Below are 21926 nucleotides of genomic sequence, written 5' to 3' on the forward strand. Positions count from 1 at the left end.
GCGCCTGCCCCGGCTACAGCCCGACGGCCTTGTAGAGGGAGCCGACTTCCTGGCGGTTGAGCACCCGCATCGAGCCGGGGCGCTGGTTGCCCAGGCGCACCTCGCCGACCGCGGTGCGGACCAGGTGCTCGACGGGGTGGCCGACGTGGTCGAGCAGGCGGCGCACGATGTGCTTGCGGCCCTCGTGCAGGACCACCTCGACCAGCGCCTTGCCCGGCACGGACGAGACCAGCTTGAACGAGTCGACCGCGATCGGGCCGTCCTCCAGCTCGACGCCCGCGCGCAGCTGCTTGCCCAGGTCCCTCGGGATCGGGCCGGGCACCTCGGCCAGGTAGGTCTTGGTGATCTCGTAGGACGGGTGCATCAGCCGGTGCGCGAGGTCGCCGTCGTTGGTCAGCAGCAGCAGGCCCTCGGTGTCGGCGTCCAGCCTGCCGACGTGGAACAGGCGTTCCTTGCGGTTGTGCAGGTAGTCGCCGACGCACGGTCGGTGCGCGTCGTCGTGCATGGTGGACAGGACACCGCGCGGCTTGTTGAACGCGATGGTGACCACGTCCTCCTTGAGCACCACGCGCACGCCGTCGACGTGCACGACCGCGGTGTCCGGGTCGACGCGGCGGCCCTGCTCGCGGACCACCTCGCCGTCGACCTGGACGCGGCCGAGTTCGATCAGCTCCTCGGCGACCCGCCGCGAGGCGATGCCCGCCTTGGCGAGCACCTTCTGGAGCCGGATCCCCTCGGGGTTGTGGTCCTGGTCAGACATCGTCGATCGCATCCACTTCGGGCAGGAGGGGGGCGATCGGCGGCAGGTCGCCCAACGACGACAGCCCCAACCGCTCCAGGAACAGTTCGGTCGTGCGGTAAAGGATGCCACCCGTGTCGGAGTCCGTGCCCGTCTCGGCGATCAGGCCGCGCGCGACGAGCGTGCGGATGACGCCGTCCACGTTCACCCCGCGCACCGCCGCGATCCGGGCCCTGGTCACGGGCTGCCGGTAGGCGATGACCGCGAGTGTCTCCAACGCGGCCCGGGTGAGCTTGGCGCGCTGCCCGTCGAGCAGCAGCTTCTCCACGAATGGCGCGAAGCGGTCCCGCGTGTAGAACCGCCAGCCGTCCCCGATTCTACGCAGGTCGACGCCACTGCCCTGCTCGGTGTACCGGTCGGCCAGCCGGCGCAGGGCGGCGGTGACGCGCTTCACGGACTGGTCCAGCACGCCCGCGAGCTGCTCCTCCGCGATCGGGCTGTCCACGACGAGCAGGATCGACTCCAGCGCGCCGTCGAGCTCGGCGTCGTCGGAGAGGTCCGGCAACCCACCCGCCTCGACCTCGTCCTCGGAACCGGGCTCGGGCTCGGGCTCCACGGCCAACGGCAACATCCCCGACTCCCCGACCGCACCGGACCCCGGCACGCCGGCGTCCGCGTCCGTGACCTGCTCGAACCCGGCCGCGACCGACTCCACCGCCACGTCGGGCCCGACCACCGGCTCGTCGGCCCCGGCCGGCCCGGGGCCGGTCGCTGCGTGGTCGCTCACCCGTACTCCTCGTCCTCGTCGCGGGCCTGCGCCTGCGCCTGTTCGATCGTGCCGCCGACCCACGTGATGCGCAGCTCGCCGAGCGGATCGGGCTGCTCGAAGGCCAGCGACTGCTCCCGGTACAGCTCCAGCAGCGCCAGGAACCGCGCCACGACCTCCATGGTCTCCGCGCACTCGGCGATCAGCTCGGCGAACGTGGCCGTCCCCAGCTCCGCCAACCGCGCCCGCAGCAGGTCCGCGTGCTCGCGCACCGAGACCCGGTGCTGGTGGATGTGCGAGGTCGACACCGTCGGCGGCGGCTTGGGCCGGAACACGACCGCGGCGATCTCGCTGAACCGCCGGGCGTCCACCCCCAGCATCACCTCGGGCAACAGCCCCTCGTACCGCTGCTCCAGCGCCACCGACCGCGGGTAGCGCCGGTACGCGCCCCGCTCCAGCTCCGCGAACAGCGCCGCGACCTGCTTGTACGCCCGGTACTGCAGCAGCCGCGCGAACAGCAGGTCCCGCGCCTCCAGCAGCGCCAGGTCGTCCTCGTCCTCCACGTCGCCCGAGGGCAGCAGGCGGGCCGCCTTGAGGTCGAGCAGGGTCGCCGCGATGACCAGGAACTCGGTCGTCTCGTCCAGGTCCCACTGGTCGCCCAACGCGCGGATGTAGGCGATGAAGTCGTCGGTGACGGTGTGCAGCGCCACCTCGGTCACGTCGAGCGTGTGCTGCGAGATCAGCTGCAGCAGCAGGTCGAACGGCCCCTCGAAGTTGGTCAGCTTGACCTTGAACCGGCCGTCGTCCGGTGCCGCGGGCGCCACCGCCTCGACTGCCTCGACCGGCACGGCGACTTCGGGTTCGGTCTCGGGTGCGTCACCGCTCACTGCTCGCGCAACCTACGCACCAGCAGCGACTCCTCGCCGTGCCCTTCGAGGTCGTCCAGCACGATCGCGATGGCTTCGCGCACCACACGTCCGCGGTCGACCGCGAGGCCGTGCTCGCCGCGCAACGCCAGCCGCGCGTGCTCCAGCGCCAGCAGCTCCTCGTCGGACACGTACACCGTGATCTTGGTCGAGTGCTTCTGCCGCCCCGTGCCGCGCCGCGGCGCCGACTGCTCCTGGGCGGGCACGTCGGCGGCGGGGGTGCCGGTCGTGAGGCGGAACAGCTCGGACGCGCCCGGCAGTGATGGGCGTCGGGTCACCGGGCGATCACCTCGCGCGCCAACGCGCGGTAGGCCTTCGCGCCGCCCGAGCGGGGCGCCCAGCTGGTGATCGGCTCGCCGGCGACGGTCGTCTCCGGGAACCGGACGGTGCGGTTGATCACCGTGTCGAACACGACGTCGCCGAACGCCTCGACCACGCGCGCCATCACCTCGCGGGAGTGCAGGGTGCGCGGGTCGTACATGGTGGCGAGGATGCCGGTGATCTCCAGCTTCGGGTTCAACCGCTCCCTGACCTTCTCGATGGTGTCTATCAGCAGGGCGACCCCGCGCAGGCTGAAGAACTCGCACTCCAGCGGGATGAGGACGCCGTCAGCCGCCGCGAGGGCGTTGACCGTGAGCAGGCCGAGCGACGGCTGGCAGTCCACCAGCACGTAGTCGTAGTGCTCGATGACCGGGCGCAGCGTGCGGACCAGCGTGTGCTCCCGGCCCACCTCGGAGACCAGCTGGATCTCCGCGGCGGACAGGTCGATGTTGCTGGGCAGCAGGTCCATACCCTCGACCGGGGTGCTCATGATCACGTCGCGGACGCCGACGTCGCGCTCCATGATCACGTTGTAGATCGTCTGGTCGAGCTGGTGCGGGTGCACGCCGAGGCCGACCGACAGCGCGCCCTGCGGGTCGAAGTCGACCAGCAGCACCTTCCGGCCGTACTCGGTCAGCGCCGCGCCGAGGTTGATGGTGGACGTGGTCTTGCCGACCCCGCCCTTCTGGTTGCACACCGCGAGGATCTTCGCCGGGCCGTGCCTGGCGACGAGCGGTGGGTCGGCGACGTGGCGCAGCGGGCGGCCCGTCGGCCCGATATCGCCCGCGACCTGCTCGGTCGCGTCTTCGTCAGCGGGTGCGGCGTGCGGGGCGAGGCTCAGCTCGACCGAGGCGCGCGGCACACCGGACGGTTGCGGGGGTGGTGGAGGTGGTCCCCACGCCTGACCCGCGTGCTCCGGTGTCGACATCGCCTTCCCGATTCCTAGTCCTCTGCCTGGGCGCAGCCTAGGCACACCGAGGTCCACCGGCAACGCGCCCCGCCGAAGCGCGGTCAATCGTTCTCAGCGCGTTTTGCGAGGCTCGGGGCGTCGGCGCGGGCTCAGGGCGTCGCGCCGGCCCGCGCCCCGGCCCGGTCGGCGGCGTGGTCACCGGCGTTGCGGCAGTTCCGCTCGGCCGCGCGGAGCACCACGTCGAGCAGCCCGGGGAACAGCTCGTCGAGGTCGTCGCGCCGCAGCGACACCCACCGCTGGTTGCCGCGGGCCCTGGTGCGGGTGATGCCCGCTTCCCGCAGCACGCGCAGGTGCTGCGACAACGTGGACTTGGCGACCTCCACCATCAGCGCGCCGCACAGGCGCTCGCCGTCGGAGTCGATCTGCCGCACCACCGCCAGCCGGGTGGCGTCGCTCAACGCGTGCAGCACCGCGCCCAGCTCGATCGCGCTGCGCTCGGGCTCGTCCAAGTTCGGCACCGGGTCGGCACCTCCAGCTCGTCGGGCTCATCGGAAGCGGGTGGGCGCCCGGTCGGGCGAGCCGCCCACGTTACCCGTGGACCGCTCATGTTCCACCCGATGCGCGAGGATGGGCGGTCGCGTAGACCTCGCGCAAGGTGTTGACGGTGACCAGTGTGTACACCTGGGTCGTCGTCACGGAGGCGTGACCCAGCAGTTCCTGCACGACCCGCACGTCCGCGCCGCCTTCCAGCAGGTGGGTGGCGAACGAGTGCCGCAGCGTGTGCGGTGAGACCTCGGCCTCGATGCCGGCGCGTTCGGCCGCCGTCTTCAGCACCTGCCAGGCCGTCTGCCGGCTCAACCGGCCGCCGCGGGCGTTGAGGAACAGCGCGGGCGTGCCGCGTTTGGCCAGGGTGGGGCGGGCTCGCACGAGGTACGCCTCCAGCGCCGCGAGCGCCGGGCGGCCGACCGGCACGATCCGCTGCTTGCCGCCCTTGCCGTCGAGCAGCACGGTGCGCTCGGCGGCGTCGACGTCGTCCACGTCGAGCCCGACGACTTCGCTGATCCGCGCGCCGCTGGAGTACAGCAGCTCCAGGAGGGCGCGATCGCGCAGGTGGGCGGGGGTGTCGGCGGGGCCTTCGAGGAGCTTCAGCACGTCGTCGACGGGCAGGGCCTTGGGCAGCCGGCGCGGTGGGGTCGGCGGGCGGACGGCGCGGGCGGGGTCGTGCGCGGTGAGGCCTTCGAGGTGCGCGAAGCGGTGCAACCCGCGGACCGCGACCAGGGTGCGTGCGGCGGAGGAGGCGGCCAGCCCGGACTCGCGCAGGGTGGCCAGGAAGTCCCCGACCAGGGTTTCGGTGACGTGGGCCAGGTCGTCGACCCCGTCGGCCGCCAGGTGCGCGGTGTAGCGGCGCAGGTCCCGGCCGTAGGAGTCGAGCGTGTTGCGCGCCGTCCCCCGCTCCACCGCCAGGTGGTCCAGGTACAGCCCCACCGCACGCACCGCAGGCGTCACCCGCGCTTCCGACGCATCTCCCGCAGCCGTGCCCGCCGCAGCCGTCCCCGCCGCACGGGCACGCCTGGCCGAGGCAATCGCAGCCGTATGCGCCACAGGCGTCGCCGCTGAAGGATCTGCACCCGCCGAAGCCGCCTCCGGAGAACCCGCCACGTCAGCAGCCGCAGCCGCCCGCCCCGGAGCAGCCGCCCGCCCCCCAGCGGTCCCTGCCGCCCCAGGAGCGCGACCCGAAGACCCCGCCGCCGAAGACCCCGCCGCCGTAGGAGCCGCCGTAGGAGCCGCCGCCGTAGGCGCATGCCCCGCAGGGGTCCCCGCCAGGGGGTCCCCTGCTTTCATTCTCCCAGAGGGGTCCGACAATTCCGGTGTCCCGCCGCCGGCCCCCGCCGGACCGCTCCCCCGCCCAACGCTCACAGCAGGTCCAGCGGAACGTGCCGCATCCCGTGCGCCCTGGCCACCTCGGCCTGCACGACGGCGCCGCGCACCGCGTTCACGCCCTTGGCCAACGCCGGATCGTCGCTGATCGCCCGTCGAAACCCCTTGTCCGCCAGCGCCGTCACGTAGGGCAGTGTGACGTTCGTGAGCGCCCACGTCGAGGTGTGCGGCACCGCGCCCGGCATGTTCGCCACGCAGTAGAACACCGAACCGTGCACCCGGTACGTCGGGTCGTCGTGCGTGGTCGGCCGTGAGTCGGCGAAGCAACCGCCCTGGTCGATGGCGATGTCGACGAGCACCGAGCCGGACCGCATGGTCGACACGAGCTCGTTGCCCACCAGCGTCGGGGCCTTGGCGCCGGGCACGAGCACCGCGCCGATCACCAGATCAGCCCACCGGCACGCCTTCTCCACCTCGTACGAGTTGCTCGCCACGGTCTGCAGGTGCCCCCGGTAGGCGAAGTCGATCTGCCGCAGCCGGTTGACGTTGGTGTCCAGCACGACCACCTCGGCTTGCATGCCCACGGCCACCGCGGCGGCGTTCACGCCCGCCACCCCCGCGCCGATCACCGCCACCTTCCCCGCCGGCACGCCGGGCACGCCGCCGAGCAGCACACCCCGCCCACCCTGGTTGCGCTCCAGGCAGTGCGCGCCGACCTGCACCGCCATCCGCCCCGCGACCTCGCTCATCGGCGCGAGCAGCGGCAGCGAGCCGTCCGCCAGCTGCACGGTCTCGTAGGCGATGGCGTCGATGCCGGAGGTGACGATCGCGTGCGTGCAGCGGGCGTCGGCGGCCAGGTGCAGGTAGGTGAACAGGGTCTGCCCCGGCCGCATCCGGTGGAACTCCTCGGCCACCGGCTCCTTCACCTTGAGCACCAGCTCGGCGTCGCCCCACACGTCGTCCGCGTCGCGCACGATCTCCGCGCCGGACGCGGCGAACTCGCGGTCCGGGGCCGAGGAACCGCCGCCGGCCCCCGCCTCGATCAGCACGCGGTGGCCCCGCCGCACCAGCTCCACCACACCGGCGGGGGTGATGGCGACCCGGTGCTCGTGGTTCTTCACCTCTCGGGGAACTCCGACCAGCACCCCTGAAGCGTAGGTCGACCAGCGGGTTCCGGCTCGACCACCGGCTCGCGGCTGTTAGCGTTTACGTGTGTCGGAACCCCACCAGGTGCGCATCGGCGACCAGCAGCGCGAAGAGGCGATCACCGCGCTGAACGACCACTTCGCGGCCGGTCGCCTGGAGATCGGCGAGTACGAGCAGCGCGTCGGCTACGCGTCCGCGGCCCAGTCCGCGCAGGAGCTGGCGGCGCTGTTCCACGACCTGCCGCAGCCGCACCCGGTGTTCCTGCCGCCCGGCTACCCGCCGACGGCCGCGTACCCGACCCCGCCGCCGCCCGGTTACGCCGCCACGCCCGGCCAGGGCATCCCCGGCTACCCGCCGCCCGGTTACGCGGACCCGTCCCAGCCCTACGGCCCGGCGTACGGCTACCCGCCCGGGTTCAACCCCAACGCGCCGTACGGCTTCGACCCGCTGACCGGGCAGCCGTTGTCCGACAAGTCGCGCATCGCGGCGGGCGTGCTGCAGCTGGCGCTGCCGTTCGGCATCGGCCGGTTCTACATGGGCGACACGGCGATCGGCATCGCACAGCTGCTGACCTGCGGCGGGTGCGGCATCTGGTCGTTGATCGACGGGATCGTCCTGCTGGTCAACGGCGGCACGGACAGCCAGGGCCGCAAGCTACGCGACTAGGTTCCGCGCGACCATCCACGTGACGGCGAGGGCCACCACGGGCACGCCGACCTTCCGCGACACCGGCGGCGCCGGCCGCCCGTCCTTCGCCGCCCGGAACCACCGCACCCACAGCCAGGCCAGCAGCGGCAGCCCGACCAGCAGCATGACGGCGTTGAACTGCCAGGCGGCGACCAGGTCGCCGTGCAGCAGGGCGTGCACCATCCGGGTCGACCCGCAGGCCGGGCACTGGATGCCGGTCAACGCGTAGAGGGGGCACGGCGGCAGGAACGACCCGGGCCGGTTGGGGTCCACGAACAGCAGCACCCCGCACCCGCCCACCGCCGCCGCGGCCACCGCCAACGGCCATCGCACGCCCACGAACGCCATTATCCGCTTCCCCCTCCCCGGATACTCACCAACCGTGGGCTTCTCCTGGTACGCGCACCGGGCAGGCGACGCGACCCTGCCCCTGCCGCACCGCGCGTCGGCGTTCCGCTCGTGCGTGCGGCGCTTCCACGCGGCGCCGTATGCGGTCACCATGCGCTACCTGGAGCTGGTGGCGGGCCCGTTCGAACGCGACGAGCGGGCGTTGGCGGCGGCGCTGGACGTGCTGCTGGTGCTGCGGGGCCGGTGGAAACTGCACGTGGAGGCCTACGCGGCGACCCGCCGAGCCGAGAAGCGGCGCGGCCTGCGCACACCGCGCGGAGCCACACCGTTCGACCGCGAGTACGAGCGCCCGACCCTGCCCGACCTGCACCTGAACGCAGAACTCACCGGTCCCGAGCGTCCGACGGACGCGACCTGAGCGTTCGACACGCGGACGAGTCGAACGCCCAGCGCCCGCGTGTCGAACGCTCGGGCACCGCGAGTCCCACGCTCAGGAACTGCGGGCGGCGAACCGGGTCGGGCGGTCGGTGAACGGGGCGTCGGAGGGGCGCCCCGTTCCGCCGCCGGTGACCACGGCGTGCGCGGCGAGCAGCCCGGACACGGCGGGGCCGTTGACGATCTCCCCGGCCAGGACCATGTCCACCGCCTCGGCCAACGGGAAGCTCTTCGCCTCCAGGTCGGCCTCCTCCTCGCCCTGCACCTCGCGATCGACCTCGGTGAGCCCACGAGCCAGGAACACCCGCACCACCTCGTCGGTGAACCCGGGCGAGACGGCGACGTCCACCAACGTCACCCACTCCGACGCCGCGAGCCCGACCTCCTCGGCCAGCTCCCGCTCCGCGGCGGCCAGCGGCGTCTCGTCACCCGAGTCCAACAACCCGGCCGGCAGCTCCCAGAGCCGCCGGCCCAACGGGTGCCGGTACTGGTGGATCAACCTCACCGCACCGGCCTCGTCCAAGGCCACCACCGCCACCGCGCCGAGGTGTTCCACCACCTCGCGCGATGCCGTACCGCCACCAGGCATGGCGACCTCGTCCACCCGCAACGCGACGACGCGCCCGACGTGCACGTCCCGCGACGAAACAGTCCCGAACTCGTGCCGAGGAGTCACTGCGCGGCCCCCGCGGGCTCGGGCAGCGGCAGCCGGTCGGCCAGCCGGTAGTCCAACGCCGCCTTCACGAACGCCGCGAACAGCGGGTGCGGGCGGGTCGGACGGGACTTCAGCTCCGGGTGCGCCTGCGTGGCCACGAAGAACGGGTGCACGTCGGCCGGCAGCTCGACGAACTCCACCAGCCGCCCGTCCGGCGACGTCCCGGAGAACACCAACCCCGCCTCGCCCAGCTTCGAGCGGTAGGCGTTGTTGACCTCGTAGCGGTGCCGGTGCCGCTCGGAGACCTCCAGCGACCCGTACGCCGCCGCCACCTGCGAGCCCGGCAGCAACGACGCCGGGTAGGCGCCGAGCCGCATCGTGCCGCCCATGTCGCGTTGCCCGGAGACGACGTCCTCCTGGTCGGCCATGGTGCTGATGACCGGCGACCCGGTGTCCTCGAACTCCGCCGAGTTCGCGTCGGCGATCCCCGCCAGGTTCCGCGCCGCCTCGATGACCAGGCACTGCAACCCGAGGCACAGGCCGAGCAGCGGGATGCCGCGGGTCCGGGCGTAGGTGATCGCGCCGATCTTGCCCTCGATGCCGCGCACCCCGAACCCGCCGGGGATGAGGATCGCGTCGAGCCCGCCCAGGGCGTGCGCCGCGCCGGACGGCGTCTGGCACTCGTCGGAGGGCACCCACACGATCTCGACCTTGGTGCGGTGCGCGAACCCGCCGGCCCGCAGCGCCTCGGTCACCGACAGGTAGGCGTCGGGCAGGTCGACGTACTTGCCGACCAGGCCGACCCGGACCTTCTCGGACGGGTTGTGCACGCGGTCGAGCAGGTCGCCCCACACGGTCCAGTCGACGTCGCGGAACGGCAGGTCGAGCCGCCGCACCACGTACGCGTCCAGGCCCTCGCCGTGCAGCACCTTGGGGATGTCGTAGATGGACCTCGCGTCCACCGCCGCCACCACGGCCTCGGTGTCCACGTCGCACATCAGGCCGATCTTGCGCTTCAACGCGTCCGGGATCTCCCGGTCGGCCCGGCACACGATGGCGTCGGGCTGGATGCCGATGTTGCGCAGCGCGGCCACGGAGTGCTGGGTCGGCTTGGTCTTCAGCTCACCGGACGGCGCGAGGTAGGGCACCAGCGACACGTGCAGGAAGAACACGTTGTCCCGGCCGACGTCGTGGCGCACCTGCCGGCACGCCTCCAGGAACGGCAGCGACTCGATGTCGCCGACCGTGCCGCCGACCTCGGTGATCACCACGTCCGGGATGACGCCGTCGGGGCCCGGCTCGGCCATGGCCCGGATGCGCCGCTTGATCTCGTCGGTGATGTGCGGGATCACCTGGACGGTGTCGCCCAGGTACTCGCCGCGGCGCTCCTTGGCGATGACCTCGGAGTACACCTGCCCGGTGGTCACGTTCGCGTCACCGGAGAGGTCGCGCGCCAGGAACCGCTCGTAGTGGCCGATGTCGAGGTCGGTCTCCGCGCCGTCGTCGGTGACGAACACCTCGCCGTGCTGGAACGGGTTCATCGTGCCCGGGTCGACGTTCAGGTAGGGGTCGAGCTTCTGCATGGTCACGCGGAGACCGCGAGAGGTGAGCAGCTGTCCGAGGCTGGACGCGGTCAACCCCTTGCCGAGGGACGACGCCACACCCCCGGTGACGAAAACGTGCTTGGTCGTACGTGCCTGCTGCACCAAGGAGGCTCCCCGTGGTCTGGATGTCCGCTAGGGGCCGGCTGCGGTGGTTCCGCACAGCTCAGCGCCCTGTCCACGGGCCCTAACGCTAACACGCCGCCGGTCACCCAGCGCGCCGGCGGGCGGGCAAGGGCGTCACTCGGATGGCCTAGGACGGCCCGAACAGGCGACCGAGCCACCGCGAACCAGGCGCGAACCGAGCACGAACCGGGCGAGAACCAGGCGAAAACCGGGCGGGAACAGCGCGGGAACGCCCCGTTGCCGGGCCGGGCCCGCCCGGGGGACCCGGTGTCCCGCCGAGCACACCCGAGGGCCTTCGCGTGCCCGACAGCCCAGGCGCTCCCGACCGCCCGAGCACACCCGAAAGCCCGAACCGATGGCGCGAGCACCCGACACCTCGGGCGCGCCGGAAGCCCTCAACCCGCCCGACGGCTCAGCCGGACGCGCCCGGTGCGGGGGCTTCGGCGTTGCCGGCCACCCCGTAGCGGCCCGCCTTGCCGTCCAACTGCTCACGCAGCGCGAGCACCACGACCACCCGCCCGGCCGCCGTGCCCGCGTGGTCCACGGTCGACAGCACGGACGTCGCCGCCGTGTCCGCCCGCACCACGCCGACCGCGCCCGTGCCGTCGGCCGACCCCTCACCGCCCGCCAGCACGGCGCCCGCGCCGGACCGGTCGAGCTGGGTGGCGAACCGCGCCACCACCGAGGCCCGGTCGGCCGCCGAGTCGCCCGTGGCCGCCCCGCCGGTCAGCACCACGGCCAGCTGCGCCGCCTGCAACCCCGGCCCCGCCTTGACGAAACCCGCGCTGGACAGCCCGCCCAGCGCCGCCGCCACCTCGTCGGGCGTGGCCTGCGGCCGGCTGCCGTCCTTGTCGAGCAGCAGCACGGCGCCGAGCAGCCCACCCGCCCTGGTGCCGGGGTCGCCGCCGGTCGGCAGCACGGTGCCCGCCGGCTGGAGCCGGGCGACCAGGTCGAGCAGCTGGTCGGCCTTGTCCGGGTCGGTGAACGACTCGGTGAGCTGGAGCTCGCCGGTGACCGTGGCGCCCGCCGCGCGCAGCAGGTCGGTCACCGCGTCCCGGTCCTGCGGCTCGGCGCCGGCGGTGGTGACCAGCAGCACGGTCCGGTCCGCCAGCTGCCCCTTCACGGCCAGCGGTCCGACGGTGCTCGCGAACCGGTCCGCGTCGGCGAGCCGGGCGTCCAGGCCGTTGCGCTCGGACTGCAACGCGGCGACCTCCCGGCCCAGCTCGCCGTTGTCCTCGTTGAGCCCGGACAGCAGCCTGCCGCTGATCGCGGTCGAGCCGAGCACCACCCCCACGGCCAGCGCCAGGAACACCGCGGTGATGGAGACGATGTGGTAGCGCAGCGAGATCACCCGAACAACCCCCTGAACCAGTCGACGACGGAGCGGAACGCGTCGGCCGCGAGGTCCACGTAGACCTGGCCGACCCCGGACACCGCCAGCGCGGCCACCATCGCCGCCACCGCGGCCAGCACCAGCAGGACGATCAGCCCCGACGACACCCGGCCGCGGTGCAGGGTCGCGACGGCGTGCCCGTCGACCAGCTTGTTGCCGAGCTTGAGCCGGGTGAGGAACGTCGAGGGCGTGGACCCGGCGTTGCCCCGGTCCAGGAACTCCCGCAGGCCGGCCTGCAGGCCCACGGTCACCACCAGGGACGCGCCGTGCGCCTCGGCCAGCAGCAGGGCCAGGTCCTCGGAGTTGCCGCTCGCGGGGAACGTCACCGCGCCGATGCCCAGGTCCTGGATGCGCTCCAGGCCGGGCGCGTGGCCGTCGACCTGCGCCGGCACCACGACCTCCGAGCCGGACCGCAACGTCGCGGTGGCGATGGCGTCCGGGTCGCCGACGATGACGTCCGGGTCGAAGCCCGCCTCGTGCAGGGTGTCCGCGCCCGCGTCCACACCGATCAGCACCGGCCGGTGCTCGCGGATGTAGCGGCGCAGCTTGCGCAGCTCCTCGGCGTGCCGGGGACCGCCCGCGACGACCAGCACCTGCCGGTCGCGGATCGGCACGAGCAGCTCGGGCACGCCGATGCCGTCCAGCAGCAGCGCCCGTTCCCGGCGCAGGAACTCGATCGTGTTCGCCGAGAACGCCTCCAGCTGGGCGGCCATGCCCGCCTTGGCCTCGATCATCGCGTCGGCGATCGACTCGGCGTCCTGCGCGACGCCGCGCGCGACCTCCTTGTCGCCGACGAACACCGCGCCGTCGTGCAGCCGCAGCTTGGTGCCGTCCTTGATCTCGCGCAGCACCGCCGTGCCGACGCCGTCGACCAGCGGGACGCCCGCCTCGACCAGGAGCTCCGGGCCGAGGTTAGGGAACCGGCCGGAGATGGACGTCGACGCGTTGACCACGCCCACCACCCCCGCGTGCACGAGGGCCTCGGCGGTGCGGCGGTCGATGTCGACGTGGTCGAGGACCGCGACGTCACCGGGACTCAGCCGGCGCAGCAGGTCGCCCGAGCGGCGGTCGACGCGCGCCACACCGGTGACGCCTGGCAGTTCGTGGTGCGCGCGGCCGAGCAACCCGGAGAGCTTCATGAACCGATGGTGACTCACGTCGCGCGCGGTCGGCGGCCAACACGCCGAGCCGATCCGGGCTGGTCAGTGACACCACTAATCCACAGTGGACGGATTACCCCCGGTAGGGTGACGTCGTGGGTCGGTCGCCGGATCCGGCGCGCCGTGCGGTCGTGGCAGGTCGGCGAGGGGCGGCAGCTCGGCCACCGGTGGCGCCACGGGACCGGCCGGCGGGGCGGGGTCACCCGGTGGGACGTCGAGCTCGGACACGGGGATGGCGATGCCGAACGGCGGCGTGTCGTCGTCGTCCGCCACCTGGTACACCGACACCCCGGTGGGCCGCGGCACGCGGGCCGGCCAGTCGTGCGCCACCACCGCGCCGACGAGCATCGCCAGCGCCGCCGCGCCGATCAGCCACGTGCCCGTGCCGACGAACTCCTCGTGGGTGACCATGGGCGACGACATGTCGACGCTGAACAGCGTCCGCAACGTCTCCAGCGCGGTCCACAGCGTGCCGACGACCACCCCGACCGCCGCGAGCACGCCGAACCGGCCCACCGCCGCGAGCAGCGGCGAGCGCAGTTGCAGCAACGCGCCCACCGCGGCGAGGACGGCGGCGAAGACCAGGCCGTAGCCGTAGACGGGGAAGTCGAACTGGACGCCGCCCGCGTTGCCCGACGGCGGTTCCTCCACGTACTCCCAGCCGGAGAGCGCCATGAGCCGGCGGATCCCGTTGGGCACCGAGACGTCCATCCCCGGCCGCACGGAGGTCTCCACCCCGTACAGCGGGAACAACGAGCCCAACACCACCATGAGCGCGCCCGCGCCGATGGTCAGGACGACGAACGCGCGCCGGGTCATGTGGCCTTCTCCTCCGTGCTCGGTGGCGTGCCGCGGCCCGGCGGACCGACCACTCCACACCTACCAGCAAAGCCGGGACGGGCGCCGTCGCCAACGGCCGACCGGGTGCGGTTTCGCCCCCGGCCCGGCCTCGCCGTCACGGTCCTTCGACGCGGCGGTCGTCGTGTCGGGAGTCGTCGGGCCGGGAGTCCGGGAGCCGCGCGACCTCGACCTCGGCCACGGGGATGCCGAACGGCGGGGTGTCGGTGTCGTCCTCGACGCCGTCGACCCGGTAGACCACGGGCCCCTCAGGGCGTGGCTCGGGCCGCCGGGCGTGCAGCAGCACGACGCCGACCACGGCGACCACCACCGACGCGCCGAGCACCACGACGCCCTCGCCGACCGTCACCGCGAAGGGTTGCCCCTCGGGCTGCCGCGACGCGTTGCCGACGATGGCCACGACGTACGCGACCGCACTCGACACCGCCCCCACGAGCACGCCCGTGCCGCCGATCGCCAGGTAGCGGGAGGCCAGGCGCTGCGACTCCGGCAGGAACACCAGCGCCACCGCGATGCCCAGCAGCACGGCCGCCACGACGATCGGCACCCCGTACTGGGTGCTCTGCACGGTGCCGAAGTCCAGACCTTCCGGCACGTTGGCGAAGACGTGCTGCCACGAGGTCACGATGACCATCGGCGGCGCGCCCACCGACTCGCCGCCCTGCGTGAACAACGGCAGGAACGTGCCGATCACGGCCCCGACACCGGCCACCACCAGCAGGACCGCGCCGAGCAGCCGGCTGCTCACTTCTTCTTCGCCTTGCGCCGCACCACGGGCACGGTGTCCTTGTCGGCCTTCGCCGCCGCCAGCAGCTCCTCGGCGTGCGCGCGGCCGGTGTCGGTGGAATCCATGCCGGCGAGCATCCGGGCCAGCTCGACCACGCGCTGCGACTCGTCCAGCCTGCGCACGCCGCTGCGGGTCAGCACGCCGTCCGCGGTCTTGTCCACCACCAGGTGCCGGTCGGCGAACGCGGCGACCTGCGGCAGGTGCGTGACCACGATGACCTGGTGGCTGCGCGCCAACCGGGCGAGCCTGCGGCCCACCTCGACCGCCGCCCGGCCGCCGACACCGGCGTCGACCTCGTCGAACACCAGCGTGGGCACCGGGTCGGAGTGCGACAGCACGACCTCCAGCGCCAGCATCACCCGCGACAGCTCACCGCCGGACGCGCCCTTGTGCACCGGCAGCGCGGGCGCGCCGGGGTGCGCGATCAGCCGCAGCTCCACGTCGTCGACACCGCTGGCGCCGGCGTGCAGCAGCTGCGCGCCCACCTTCAACGCCTGCGGGTCGCCCTGCTCCGCCACCCTGGGCCGCACCGCGACCTCGACCGTGGCGTGCGGCATGGCCAGGCCGGTCAGCTCGTCCGACACCGCCTTGCCCAGCTCCTCGGCCGCGGCGACCCGTTCGGCGGTCACTTGCCCCGCGTAGGTGGCCAGCTCCACGGCCAGCTCGTCGCGCCGCGCGGCCAACGCCGCCAACGCCTCGTCCGACGTGTCGAGCCCGGCCAGCCGCGACGACGCGTCCCGAGCCCACGCGATCACGCCGTCCACGTCCGCGGCGTACTTGCGGGTCAACGACTTCAGCTCGGACTGGCGGGCGAGCACCTGCTCCAACCGCGCCGGGTCCGCGTCCAGGTGCTCCAGGTACGAGGCGATCTCCGCGCCGACGTCGGCGAGCAGCGTCTCCGCCTCCACCAGCCGCGGCTCCAGGTCGCGCAGCTTCGGGTCGTCCGACGCCGTCAGCCGCCGCCGCGCCTCGCCGATCAGGCCGAGCGCGCCGGGCACGTCCGGGTCGCCGTCGGGCGAGCCCGCCACCGCGTACTGCGCGCCCGAGGCGGCCTCGCGCAACTGGTCGGCGTCGGCGAGCCGGCGAGCCTCGGCGACCAGCTCCTCGTCCTCGCCGGGCTTGGGGTCGATCGAGCCGATCTCGGTCAGGCCGTGCCGCAGCATCTCGGCCTCGCGCGCCAGCTCGTGCGACCGCGCGGTGCGCTCGGTCAGCTCGGTCGCCACCCGCAGCCACTCGTCGCGGACCTTGCGGTAGGACCGCAGCGGCTCGGCGACCTCGTCACCGGCGAACCGGTCCAGCACGGAGCGCTGCTCGGCGGGCCGCAGCAGCCGCAGCTGGTCGTTCTGCCCGTGCACCGCGATCAGCTGCTCGGCCAGCTCGGACAGCACGCCGACCGGCACGGAGCGGCCGCCGAGGTGGGCCCGGGAACGCCCGTCCGCGCCGACGGTGCGGATCGCGATCACGCTGCCGTCGTCGTCGGGCTCGCCGCCGACCTCCTCGGCGACCTTCGCCGCCGGACTGCCCGCGGGCGCCTGGAACCGCCCCTCGACCACCGCCTTGTCCGCGCCGTTGCGCACGCGGGACGCCTCGGCCCGACCACCGCTCAGCAGGTGGAGCCCGGTCACGACCATCGTCTTGCCCGCGCCGGTCTCGCCCGTCACCACGGTGAAACCGGCATCGAGCTCAAGGGTGGCCTCGTCGATCACACCGAGGCCCTGGATGCGCATCTCGGCCAGCACGCACGGAACACTACTGGGCGACACAGACAAAGCGTGTGCTCGGGGGCGGGTGTCCCCGTGTCGATCAAGCCGGCCTCACTTGGCCGACGGACCCCGCCACCCCTGCACCGGCAGCTCGAACTTCTCCACCAGCCGGTCGGTGAACGGACCCGGCCGCAACCGGACCAGCCGCAACGGCGTGCGGCCGCCGACCACCTCGACCCGCGCCCCCGGCGGCAGGTTCACCGTGCGGCGACCGTCCGCGCACAGCACCGCCGGATGGCCCTCCGGGTCGACCTCCAGCGCCACCACGGACGCCGGCGACACCACCAGGGGCCGGGCGAACAGGGCGTGCGCGTTGCTCGGCACCACCAGCAGCGCCTGCACGTCCGGCCACACCACCGGGCCGCCCGCGGAGAACGCGTACGCCGTCGACCCGGTCGGGGTCGCCACCAGCACGCCGTCGCAGCCGAACGCCGACACCGGCCGCCCGTCCACCTCCACCACGACGTCCAGGATCCGTTCCCGGGTGCTCTTCTCCACGCTGGCCTCGTTGAGCGCCCACGTGCCCTCCAGCACCTCGCCGTCGACCGACGCGGTGATGTCGAGCGTCATCCGCTCCTCGACCTCGTAGTCCCGGTCGACGACGTGCTTGATCGCCTCGTACAGCGCGTCGGAGTCGGCCTCGGCCAGGAACCCGACCCGGCCCAGGTTCACCCCCAGCACCGGCACGCCCGCCGCCCGCGCCAGCTCGGCGGCGCGCAGCAGCGTGCCGTCGCCGCCGAGCACGAACACCAGCTCCGTGCCCTCGGCGGCCTTCTCGTCGGCGAGCACGACCTGCGTGAAGCACGACGGGTCCAGCTCCGGCGCCTCGTCCTCCAGCACCCGCAGCTTCACCCCGCCCGCCGCGAACCGGGCCGCGACCTCCTGCGCCACCAGCACGTTGCTGCGCCGTCCGGTGTGGACGACGAGCAGGATCTCCCTCGTCACTGGATCCGTCCTCACTGGGGACCTTCCGCTACGGCGGCGCGCACGAGCGCGGTGGCGTCCGCCGCGTCGAGGGGCTCGCCCCGGCGCAGCCAGACGAAGAACTCGACGTTGCCCGACGGACCGGGCAGCGGGCTCGCGGTGACGCCGCGCAGGCGCAGGCCGAGCCCGGCGGCGGACGCGACCACGTCCAGCACCGCCTCGGCCCGCAGCTCCGGGTCGCGCACCACACCGCCCGACCCGAGGCGTTCCTTCCCGACCTCGAACTGGGGTTTCACCATCGGCAGCAAGTCGCCCTCCTCGTCGAGGCACGCGGCCAGCGCCGGCAGCACCAGCCTCAACGAGATGAACGACAGATCGGCCACCACCAGTTCAACGGGACCGCCGATGTCCTCGGGCGTCAACGAACGCACGTTCGTCTTGTCCTTGACCACGACCCGGTCGTCGGTGCGCAACCGCCAGTCCAGCAGGCCCCGGCCGACGTCGGCCGCGACGACCTGGCGGGCGCCCGCGCGCAGCAGCACGTCGGTGAACCCGCCGGTGGACGCGCCCGCGTCCAAGCACCGCCTGCCCTTCACGTCGACCCCGTCGAACGCCTCCAGCGCGCCGACGAGCTTGTGCGCGCCCCGCGAGGCGTAGTTCGGGTCGTCGGTCTCGCGGACCACCAGCGCGGTGTCCAGCTCGACGGCGGTGGCGGGTTTCGTGGCCACGGTGCCGCGCACGGTCACCCGGCCCTCGGCGACGAGTTGGCTCGCGTGCTCCCGTGACCTGGCCAGCCCGCGGCGGACCAGTTCGGCGTCCAGCCGAGCCCTGCGCGGCACCGGTCAGACCTTGTCGATGGTGGACAACGCGGCCGTCAACGCCGTGTGCGCGTCGTCGAACCGGGCCACGTGCTCGACCACGTCCAGCGCGTCCAGCCCGTCGAGACCGGCCAGGGCGTCGTCGATCCCGGCCACGGGATCACGCGGCGGGCCGGGGAGGGGAACCTCGAAGCTCACAGGATTCAAGGTAGCCGATGGAGCACGGACAAGTCGGCAGCCACGTAGGTCGGCCGGCGGTCCGCCGGCAGCGCGTCCGCCTCGGCCTCGGTGGACACGCCGGTGAGCACCAGCAGCGAGTCCATGCCCGCGTTGACCGCGCCCGCGATGTCGGTGTCCAGCCGGTCGCCGACGACCAGCGGCCGTTGCGCGCCCGCCGACTTCGCCGCCTGCTCCAGCAGGGGCGTGGCCGGCTTGCCCGCCACCAGCGGTTCCGCGCCGGTCGCCGTCCGCAGCGCGGCGACCAGCGACCCGTTGCCGGGCAGCAGGCCGCGTTCGGTGGGCAGGGTGGCGTCCACGTTGCAGGCGATCCAGTGCGCGCCGCCCTGGCGGATCGCGACGCACGCCTCGGCCAGCTCGCGCCAGCCCAGGTCCTGCGACAGGCCCTGGACGACGGCTCGGGCGTGCTCGGCGGTGCGGGTGGGCCGGTACCCGCGCAGCCGCACCTGCTCGGCCAGCGCGTCCGTGCCGAGGACGAGAACGTGCTCGCCCTGCGGCACCAGGTCGAGCAGCATCGCCGCGCCCGCCTGGGCGCTCGTGCTGACCTCGTCCAGCGCGGCGTGGAAGCCGAGCTCGGTCAGGTGCTCGGCGACCGTCTCCGGCGACCGGGAGGCGTTGTTGGTGACGAACCTGATGCCGGTGCCGTGCTCGCGCGCGGCGGCCACGGCCTCGACCGCGCCGGGCACGGCCTCCTGCCCCCGGTAGACCGTGCCGTCGAGGTCGAGCAGCAGGGCGTCGTAGCGGTCCAGCAGCACAGGCGTCTCCGTTCAGGAGTTGTCCGGTCGGCAACAGTCTGAAGGCTCGACCCCGGGTGGGGCCGAGCCTTCAGCTGTGCTCTCCGTCATGTGACAGCGGTCTTGCCGGTCTCGCGGTGCGTCAGTCCTGCGGGCTGAGGTCGAACGCGCGCTCGGCGGCGTCGGTCTCGTTGTCGTCGTCGGCCTGGGCGGCGTTGAGGAACCACTTCACGGCTTCCTCGGTGCGGCCTGCGGCCTCCAGGTTGTCGGCGTAGGCGTAGAACAGGCGCGCGCTCCACGGGTCGCGCCGCTTCTCGTCCAGGTCGTCGCCCTGCAACGCCACCACGGCCGCGTCCAGCTGACCCATGTCCCGGCGGGCGCCGGCCGCGACGATCCGCAGCTCCACCGCCTCGTCCGGGGACAGCTGCGACACCTGCGCCTCGCGTGCCAGCTCGATGGCCCGCTCGGGACGACCCAGCGCCCGCTCGCAGTCGGCCATCACCGCGACGTGCCCGGTGCCGTGCGACATGCGCCGCGCGGTCCGCAGCTCGGACAACGCCTCGGCCCACTCGCCGGCGTGGTAGGCGGCCAGCCCGGCGGCCTCCCGGACCACCGCGACCCGCGCCGCCTTCGTCCGCGCGTACCGCGCGTGCTCCAGCGCCAACTCCGGCTCGCTGTCGATCAGCATGCCCGCCGCCGCCAGGTGCCGGCCCACGATCTCGGCCAGGCCCTTGGGCAACCCGCGCAGCTCCTGCTTCACCTCGGGGTCGAGGATGGAGATGTCGGCGTCCTCGGGCAGCTCCGGCGTCCGGGCCCGGGTGAACACGCGCTCCCCGGAGTCGCCCTCACCGGCTGCCACCGCCACCGACTCAGACTCATCGGACTCCGGCGCCTCGGACCGCGCAGCCGCCGACTCGGGCGCCTCCGCAGCCACGACAGCCGCCTCGTCATCGCCCTGGTCGTCGTCGCTCTCGTCGACGGCCTCGGACTTCTCGCCCGCCGCCTCGACCTCGGACTCGACCACGGCCTGCGCCGTCACAGACTCCCGGACCTCAACCGCGTCGTCCGCGACTGCCTCGACCGCCACCGCGTCGACCTCGACCGAGGTGTCCTCGGTGACCTGCTGCTCGTCGGCCTGCGCGACGCGCTCCTGGAACCGCGCGGCCCGATCACGGCTGCGCGAGTCCCGCTTGTCGCTGCCGGCGGGCCGGTCGTACCCGGTCTTGCCCTGCTCGGCCCGGTCCTGGCGAGGCTTCTCGTAGCGGGGCTTGTCGTGACCCGGCTTGTCGTAACGAGGCCGGTCATCCCGTCGCTGGTACCCGCTGCGGTCACCACTGGGCCGGTCGTCCCGACGGTGGTAACCGCCGCGCTCCCCACCCCGGTCGTCGCGACGCGGGTAGCCGGGGCGGTCGCCACCGGAACGGTCGTCACGGGGCCGGTACTCACGACGCTCGCCACCGCGCTCACCACCACGGTCATCACGCCGGGGGTAGCTGGGGCGGTCGCCGCCAGGACGGTCGTCCCGGCGCTGGTACCCACCACGATCGCCACTGGGCCGGTCGTCCCGACGCGGGTAGCTGGGACGCTCCCCGCCGCGGTCGTCCCGGCGCTGGTAACCGCCACGGTCAGCGCTCGGCCGGTCGTCCCGACGCGGGTAGCTCGGCCGGTCGCCACCGGCCCGGTCATCCCGACGCGGGTAGCCGGAACGCTCCCCACCCCGAGCACCGCCGGGCTTGTCGTCGCGCCGCTGGTAACCACCACGGTCGCCACCGGGGCGGTCATCCCGGCGCTGGTAACCGCCGCGGTCACCACCGGTCCGGTCACCGCCGGAGCGGTTCGGGCGGTCGCTGCCGTAACGGTCGTCCCGGCGCGGGTAGCTCGGGCGGTCGCCACCAGGCCGGTCGTCGCGGCGCTGGTACCCACCGCGATCGCCACCACGGTCACCGCCGGAGGAGCGGTCGTCGCGCCACTGGTAGCCACCACGGTCGCCACTGGGCCGGTCATCCCGACGCGGGTAGCTCGGGCGGTCGCCCCGGTCGCCCCCGCGGTCGGAACCGCGATCGTCGCGCCGGTCGTAGCGGGGACGCTCACCACGGCTGTCATCGCGCCGGAACCCGCCCCGGTCACCGGTGCGGTCGTCGCGACGTGGTGCGCCACCGCGGTCATCGCGGCGCGGGTAGCCGGGTCGGTCACCGGAATCCCGGCGGAAGCCGCCGCTCCGGTTGTCATCGCGTCGCGGAGCTGCGCCGCGGTCGTCACGCGGCTTGTCATAACGAGGCCGCTCGCCCCGGTTGTCATCCCGCCGGTCGCCACCGCGCGGCTTGTCGCCACTGGTGTACCGGTCGTTGCCCGGCCGGTCGTCCCGACGCGGGTAACCACCGGACGACCGCTCGCCCGATCCACGGGCGTCACGGCCACCACCGGTGGTCGGCTTACGAGTTCCCTGGGCACGGCCACCGTCATCGGATCGGCGCGGTCGGTCTCCCTGGCCACGCTGACGGTCGCCGGGTCGATCCCCGAACCTGGGCACTAGCTCCTCCTACTGTGGACACGCCGAAAGGGCTTGTGGTTTGGAGCACAAATCAATGTGCCCCCAACCACAAGCCCTTTCAGGGAAGAATGTTCGGCGGCGTCCTACTCTCCCACACCCTCACGAGTGCAGTACCATCGGCGCTGGAAGGCTTAACTACCGGGTTCGGAATGGGACCGGGTGT

The 21926-nt window shown here is 73.4% G+C and carries 24 protein-coding genes and 1 rRNA gene; 3 read left to right on the forward strand and 22 right to left on the reverse strand.

What is annotated here, in order from left to right; translation table 11 throughout:
• Nucleotides 1–13 precede the first annotated feature (13 nt).
• The 8 genes from AB0I91_RS35520 to ald form a co-directional block, all read right to left on the reverse strand.
• Nucleotides 14–760, reverse strand: coding sequence for a pseudouridine synthase (locus AB0I91_RS35520; RefSeq protein WP_498783378.1), 747 nt, complete (start codon nucleotides 758–760; stop codon nucleotides 14–16).
• The gene (gene scpB / locus AB0I91_RS35525) at nucleotides 753–1526 is read right to left on the reverse strand and encodes an SMC-Scp complex subunit ScpB (RefSeq protein ID WP_498783376.1); all 774 of its coding nucleotides are present in this window, start codon (nucleotides 1524–1526) and stop codon (nucleotides 753–755) included. Before scpB ends, AB0I91_RS35520 begins: the two co-directional genes overlap by 8 nt.
• The gene (locus AB0I91_RS35530; protein ID WP_499640861.1) at nucleotides 1523–2353 is read right to left on the reverse strand and encodes a segregation and condensation protein A; all 831 of its coding nucleotides are present in this window, start codon (nucleotides 2351–2353) and stop codon (nucleotides 1523–1525) included. The genes scpB and AB0I91_RS35530 overlap by 4 nt, the downstream gene beginning before the upstream one ends.
• Nucleotides 2354–2388: 35 nt before the next feature.
• Nucleotides 2389–2709: a hypothetical protein gene (locus tag AB0I91_RS35535; RefSeq protein WP_498783372.1), complete on the reverse strand. Its 321-nt coding sequence runs from the start codon at nucleotides 2707–2709 to the stop codon at nucleotides 2389–2391.
• Nucleotides 2706–3680 carry a ParA family protein gene (locus AB0I91_RS35540; protein ID WP_498783370.1) on the reverse strand — a complete coding sequence of 325 codons (975 nt, stop codon included), beginning with the start codon at nucleotides 3678–3680 and terminating at the stop codon, nucleotides 2706–2708. Before AB0I91_RS35540 ends, AB0I91_RS35535 begins: the two co-directional genes overlap by 4 nt.
• 131 nt (nucleotides 3681–3811) lie before the next feature.
• Entirely contained in the window at nucleotides 3812–4180 is a 369-nt protein-coding gene (locus tag AB0I91_RS35545) for an ArsR/SmtB family transcription factor (RefSeq protein WP_498783368.1), read from the reverse strand.
• An 85-nt stretch (nucleotides 4181–4265) separates the two neighbouring features.
• A complete protein-coding gene (gene xerD, locus AB0I91_RS35550; protein WP_498783435.1) occupies nucleotides 4266–5156 on the reverse strand; it encodes a site-specific tyrosine recombinase XerD in 891 nt (296 codons plus the stop codon).
• 419 nt (nucleotides 5157–5575) lie between these two features.
• Complete coding sequence (gene ald, locus AB0I91_RS35555) at nucleotides 5576–6685, reverse strand: alanine dehydrogenase (protein WP_499640849.1); 1110 nt, start codon at nucleotides 6683–6685, stop codon at nucleotides 5576–5578.
• Nucleotides 6686–6752: 67 nt separating this feature from the next.
• Between ald and AB0I91_RS35560 the strand changes: the two genes are divergently transcribed.
• Nucleotides 6753–7352, forward strand: coding sequence for a DUF1707 domain-containing protein (locus AB0I91_RS35560; RefSeq protein ID WP_498783365.1), 600 nt, complete (start codon nucleotides 6753–6755; stop codon nucleotides 7350–7352).
• On the opposite strand, the gene AB0I91_RS35565 is transcribed toward AB0I91_RS35560, so the two are convergent.
• On the reverse strand, nucleotides 7341–7721 hold the full coding sequence (locus AB0I91_RS35565; RefSeq protein ID WP_499640851.1) for a DUF2752 domain-containing protein: 381 nt from the start codon (nucleotides 7719–7721) through the stop codon (nucleotides 7341–7343). The genes AB0I91_RS35560 and AB0I91_RS35565 overlap by 12 nt on opposite strands.
• Before the next feature lie 34 nt (nucleotides 7722–7755).
• Here AB0I91_RS35565 and AB0I91_RS35570 point away from each other — a divergent pair, with 34 nt between their 5' ends.
• Nucleotides 7756–8139 (forward strand): hypothetical protein, encoded by a 384-nt coding sequence (locus AB0I91_RS35570; protein WP_499617904.1) that lies wholly within the window; start codon nucleotides 7756–7758, stop codon nucleotides 8137–8139.
• Between the two features lie 72 nt (nucleotides 8140–8211).
• On the opposite strand, the gene AB0I91_RS35575 is transcribed toward AB0I91_RS35570, so the two are convergent.
• From AB0I91_RS35575 to AB0I91_RS35630, 12 genes are all read right to left on the reverse strand, one after another.
• A complete protein-coding gene (locus AB0I91_RS35575; RefSeq protein WP_498783361.1) occupies nucleotides 8212–8790 on the reverse strand; it encodes an NUDIX domain-containing protein in 579 nt (192 codons plus the stop codon).
• 38 nt (nucleotides 8791–8828) lie between these two features.
• On the reverse strand, nucleotides 8829–10517 hold the full coding sequence (gene pyrG / locus AB0I91_RS35580) for a CTP synthase (protein ID WP_372470788.1): 1689 nt from the start codon (nucleotides 10515–10517) through the stop codon (nucleotides 8829–8831).
• A gap of 433 nt (nucleotides 10518–10950) precedes the next feature.
• Nucleotides 10951–11889, reverse strand: a complete 939-nt coding sequence (locus AB0I91_RS35585; protein WP_499640853.1) for a copper transporter — start codon at nucleotides 11887–11889, stop codon at nucleotides 10951–10953.
• Nucleotides 11886–13070, reverse strand: a complete 1185-nt coding sequence (steA, locus tag AB0I91_RS35590) for a putative cytokinetic ring protein SteA (RefSeq protein ID WP_499617905.1) — start codon at nucleotides 13068–13070, stop codon at nucleotides 11886–11888. The genes AB0I91_RS35585 and steA overlap by 4 nt, the downstream gene beginning before the upstream one ends.
• A 75-nt stretch (nucleotides 13071–13145) precedes the next feature.
• The gene (locus tag AB0I91_RS35595) at nucleotides 13146–13910 is read right to left on the reverse strand and encodes a hypothetical protein (RefSeq protein ID WP_499640855.1); all 765 of its coding nucleotides are present in this window, start codon (nucleotides 13908–13910) and stop codon (nucleotides 13146–13148) included.
• Nucleotides 13911–14046: 136 nt separating this feature from the next.
• Nucleotides 14047–14697, reverse strand: coding sequence for a hypothetical protein (locus AB0I91_RS35600; RefSeq protein ID WP_499617906.1), 651 nt, complete (start codon nucleotides 14695–14697; stop codon nucleotides 14047–14049).
• Complete coding sequence (recN, locus tag AB0I91_RS35605; RefSeq protein ID WP_498783353.1) at nucleotides 14694–16475, reverse strand: DNA repair protein RecN; 1782 nt, start codon at nucleotides 16473–16475, stop codon at nucleotides 14694–14696. The genes AB0I91_RS35600 and recN overlap by 4 nt, the downstream gene beginning before the upstream one ends.
• A 75-nt stretch (nucleotides 16476–16550) precedes the next feature.
• Nucleotides 16551–17444 carry an NAD kinase gene (locus AB0I91_RS35610; RefSeq protein WP_498783351.1) on the reverse strand — a complete coding sequence of 298 codons (894 nt, stop codon included), beginning with the start codon at nucleotides 17442–17444 and terminating at the stop codon, nucleotides 16551–16553.
• A gap of 11 nt (nucleotides 17445–17455) precedes the next feature.
• Nucleotides 17456–18262 carry a TlyA family RNA methyltransferase gene (locus AB0I91_RS35615; protein WP_499617908.1) on the reverse strand — a complete coding sequence of 269 codons (807 nt, stop codon included), beginning with the start codon at nucleotides 18260–18262 and terminating at the stop codon, nucleotides 17456–17458.
• Between the two features lie 3 nt (nucleotides 18263–18265).
• Nucleotides 18266–18439 (reverse strand): hypothetical protein, encoded by a 174-nt coding sequence (locus AB0I91_RS35620; RefSeq protein WP_197289787.1) that lies wholly within the window; start codon nucleotides 18437–18439, stop codon nucleotides 18266–18268.
• 5 nt (nucleotides 18440–18444) lie between these two features.
• The gene (locus AB0I91_RS35625; protein WP_498783347.1) at nucleotides 18445–19233 is read right to left on the reverse strand and encodes an HAD-IIA family hydrolase; all 789 of its coding nucleotides are present in this window, start codon (nucleotides 19231–19233) and stop codon (nucleotides 18445–18447) included.
• A 121-nt stretch (nucleotides 19234–19354) separates the two neighbouring features.
• The gene (locus AB0I91_RS35630) at nucleotides 19355–20299 is read right to left on the reverse strand and encodes a hypothetical protein (RefSeq protein WP_499640857.1); all 945 of its coding nucleotides are present in this window, start codon (nucleotides 20297–20299) and stop codon (nucleotides 19355–19357) included.
• Nucleotides 20300–20485: 186 nt separating this feature from the next.
• On the opposite strand from AB0I91_RS35630, the gene AB0I91_RS35635 reads away from it, so the two are divergent.
• Complete coding sequence (locus AB0I91_RS35635; protein ID WP_499640859.1) at nucleotides 20486–21745, forward strand: hypothetical protein; 1260 nt, start codon at nucleotides 20486–20488, stop codon at nucleotides 21743–21745.
• Nucleotides 21746–21833: 88 nt separating this feature from the next.
• Here the strand turns inward: AB0I91_RS35635 and rrf are convergent.
• Nucleotides 21834–21926 (reverse strand): 5S ribosomal RNA (rrf, locus tag AB0I91_RS35640); the annotation flags it as partial.

It is taken from the genome of Actinosynnema sp. NPDC049800, assembly GCF_040656635.1.
In the GTDB taxonomy this organism is placed as follows: Bacteria; Actinomycetota; Actinomycetes; order Mycobacteriales; family Pseudonocardiaceae; genus Actinosynnema.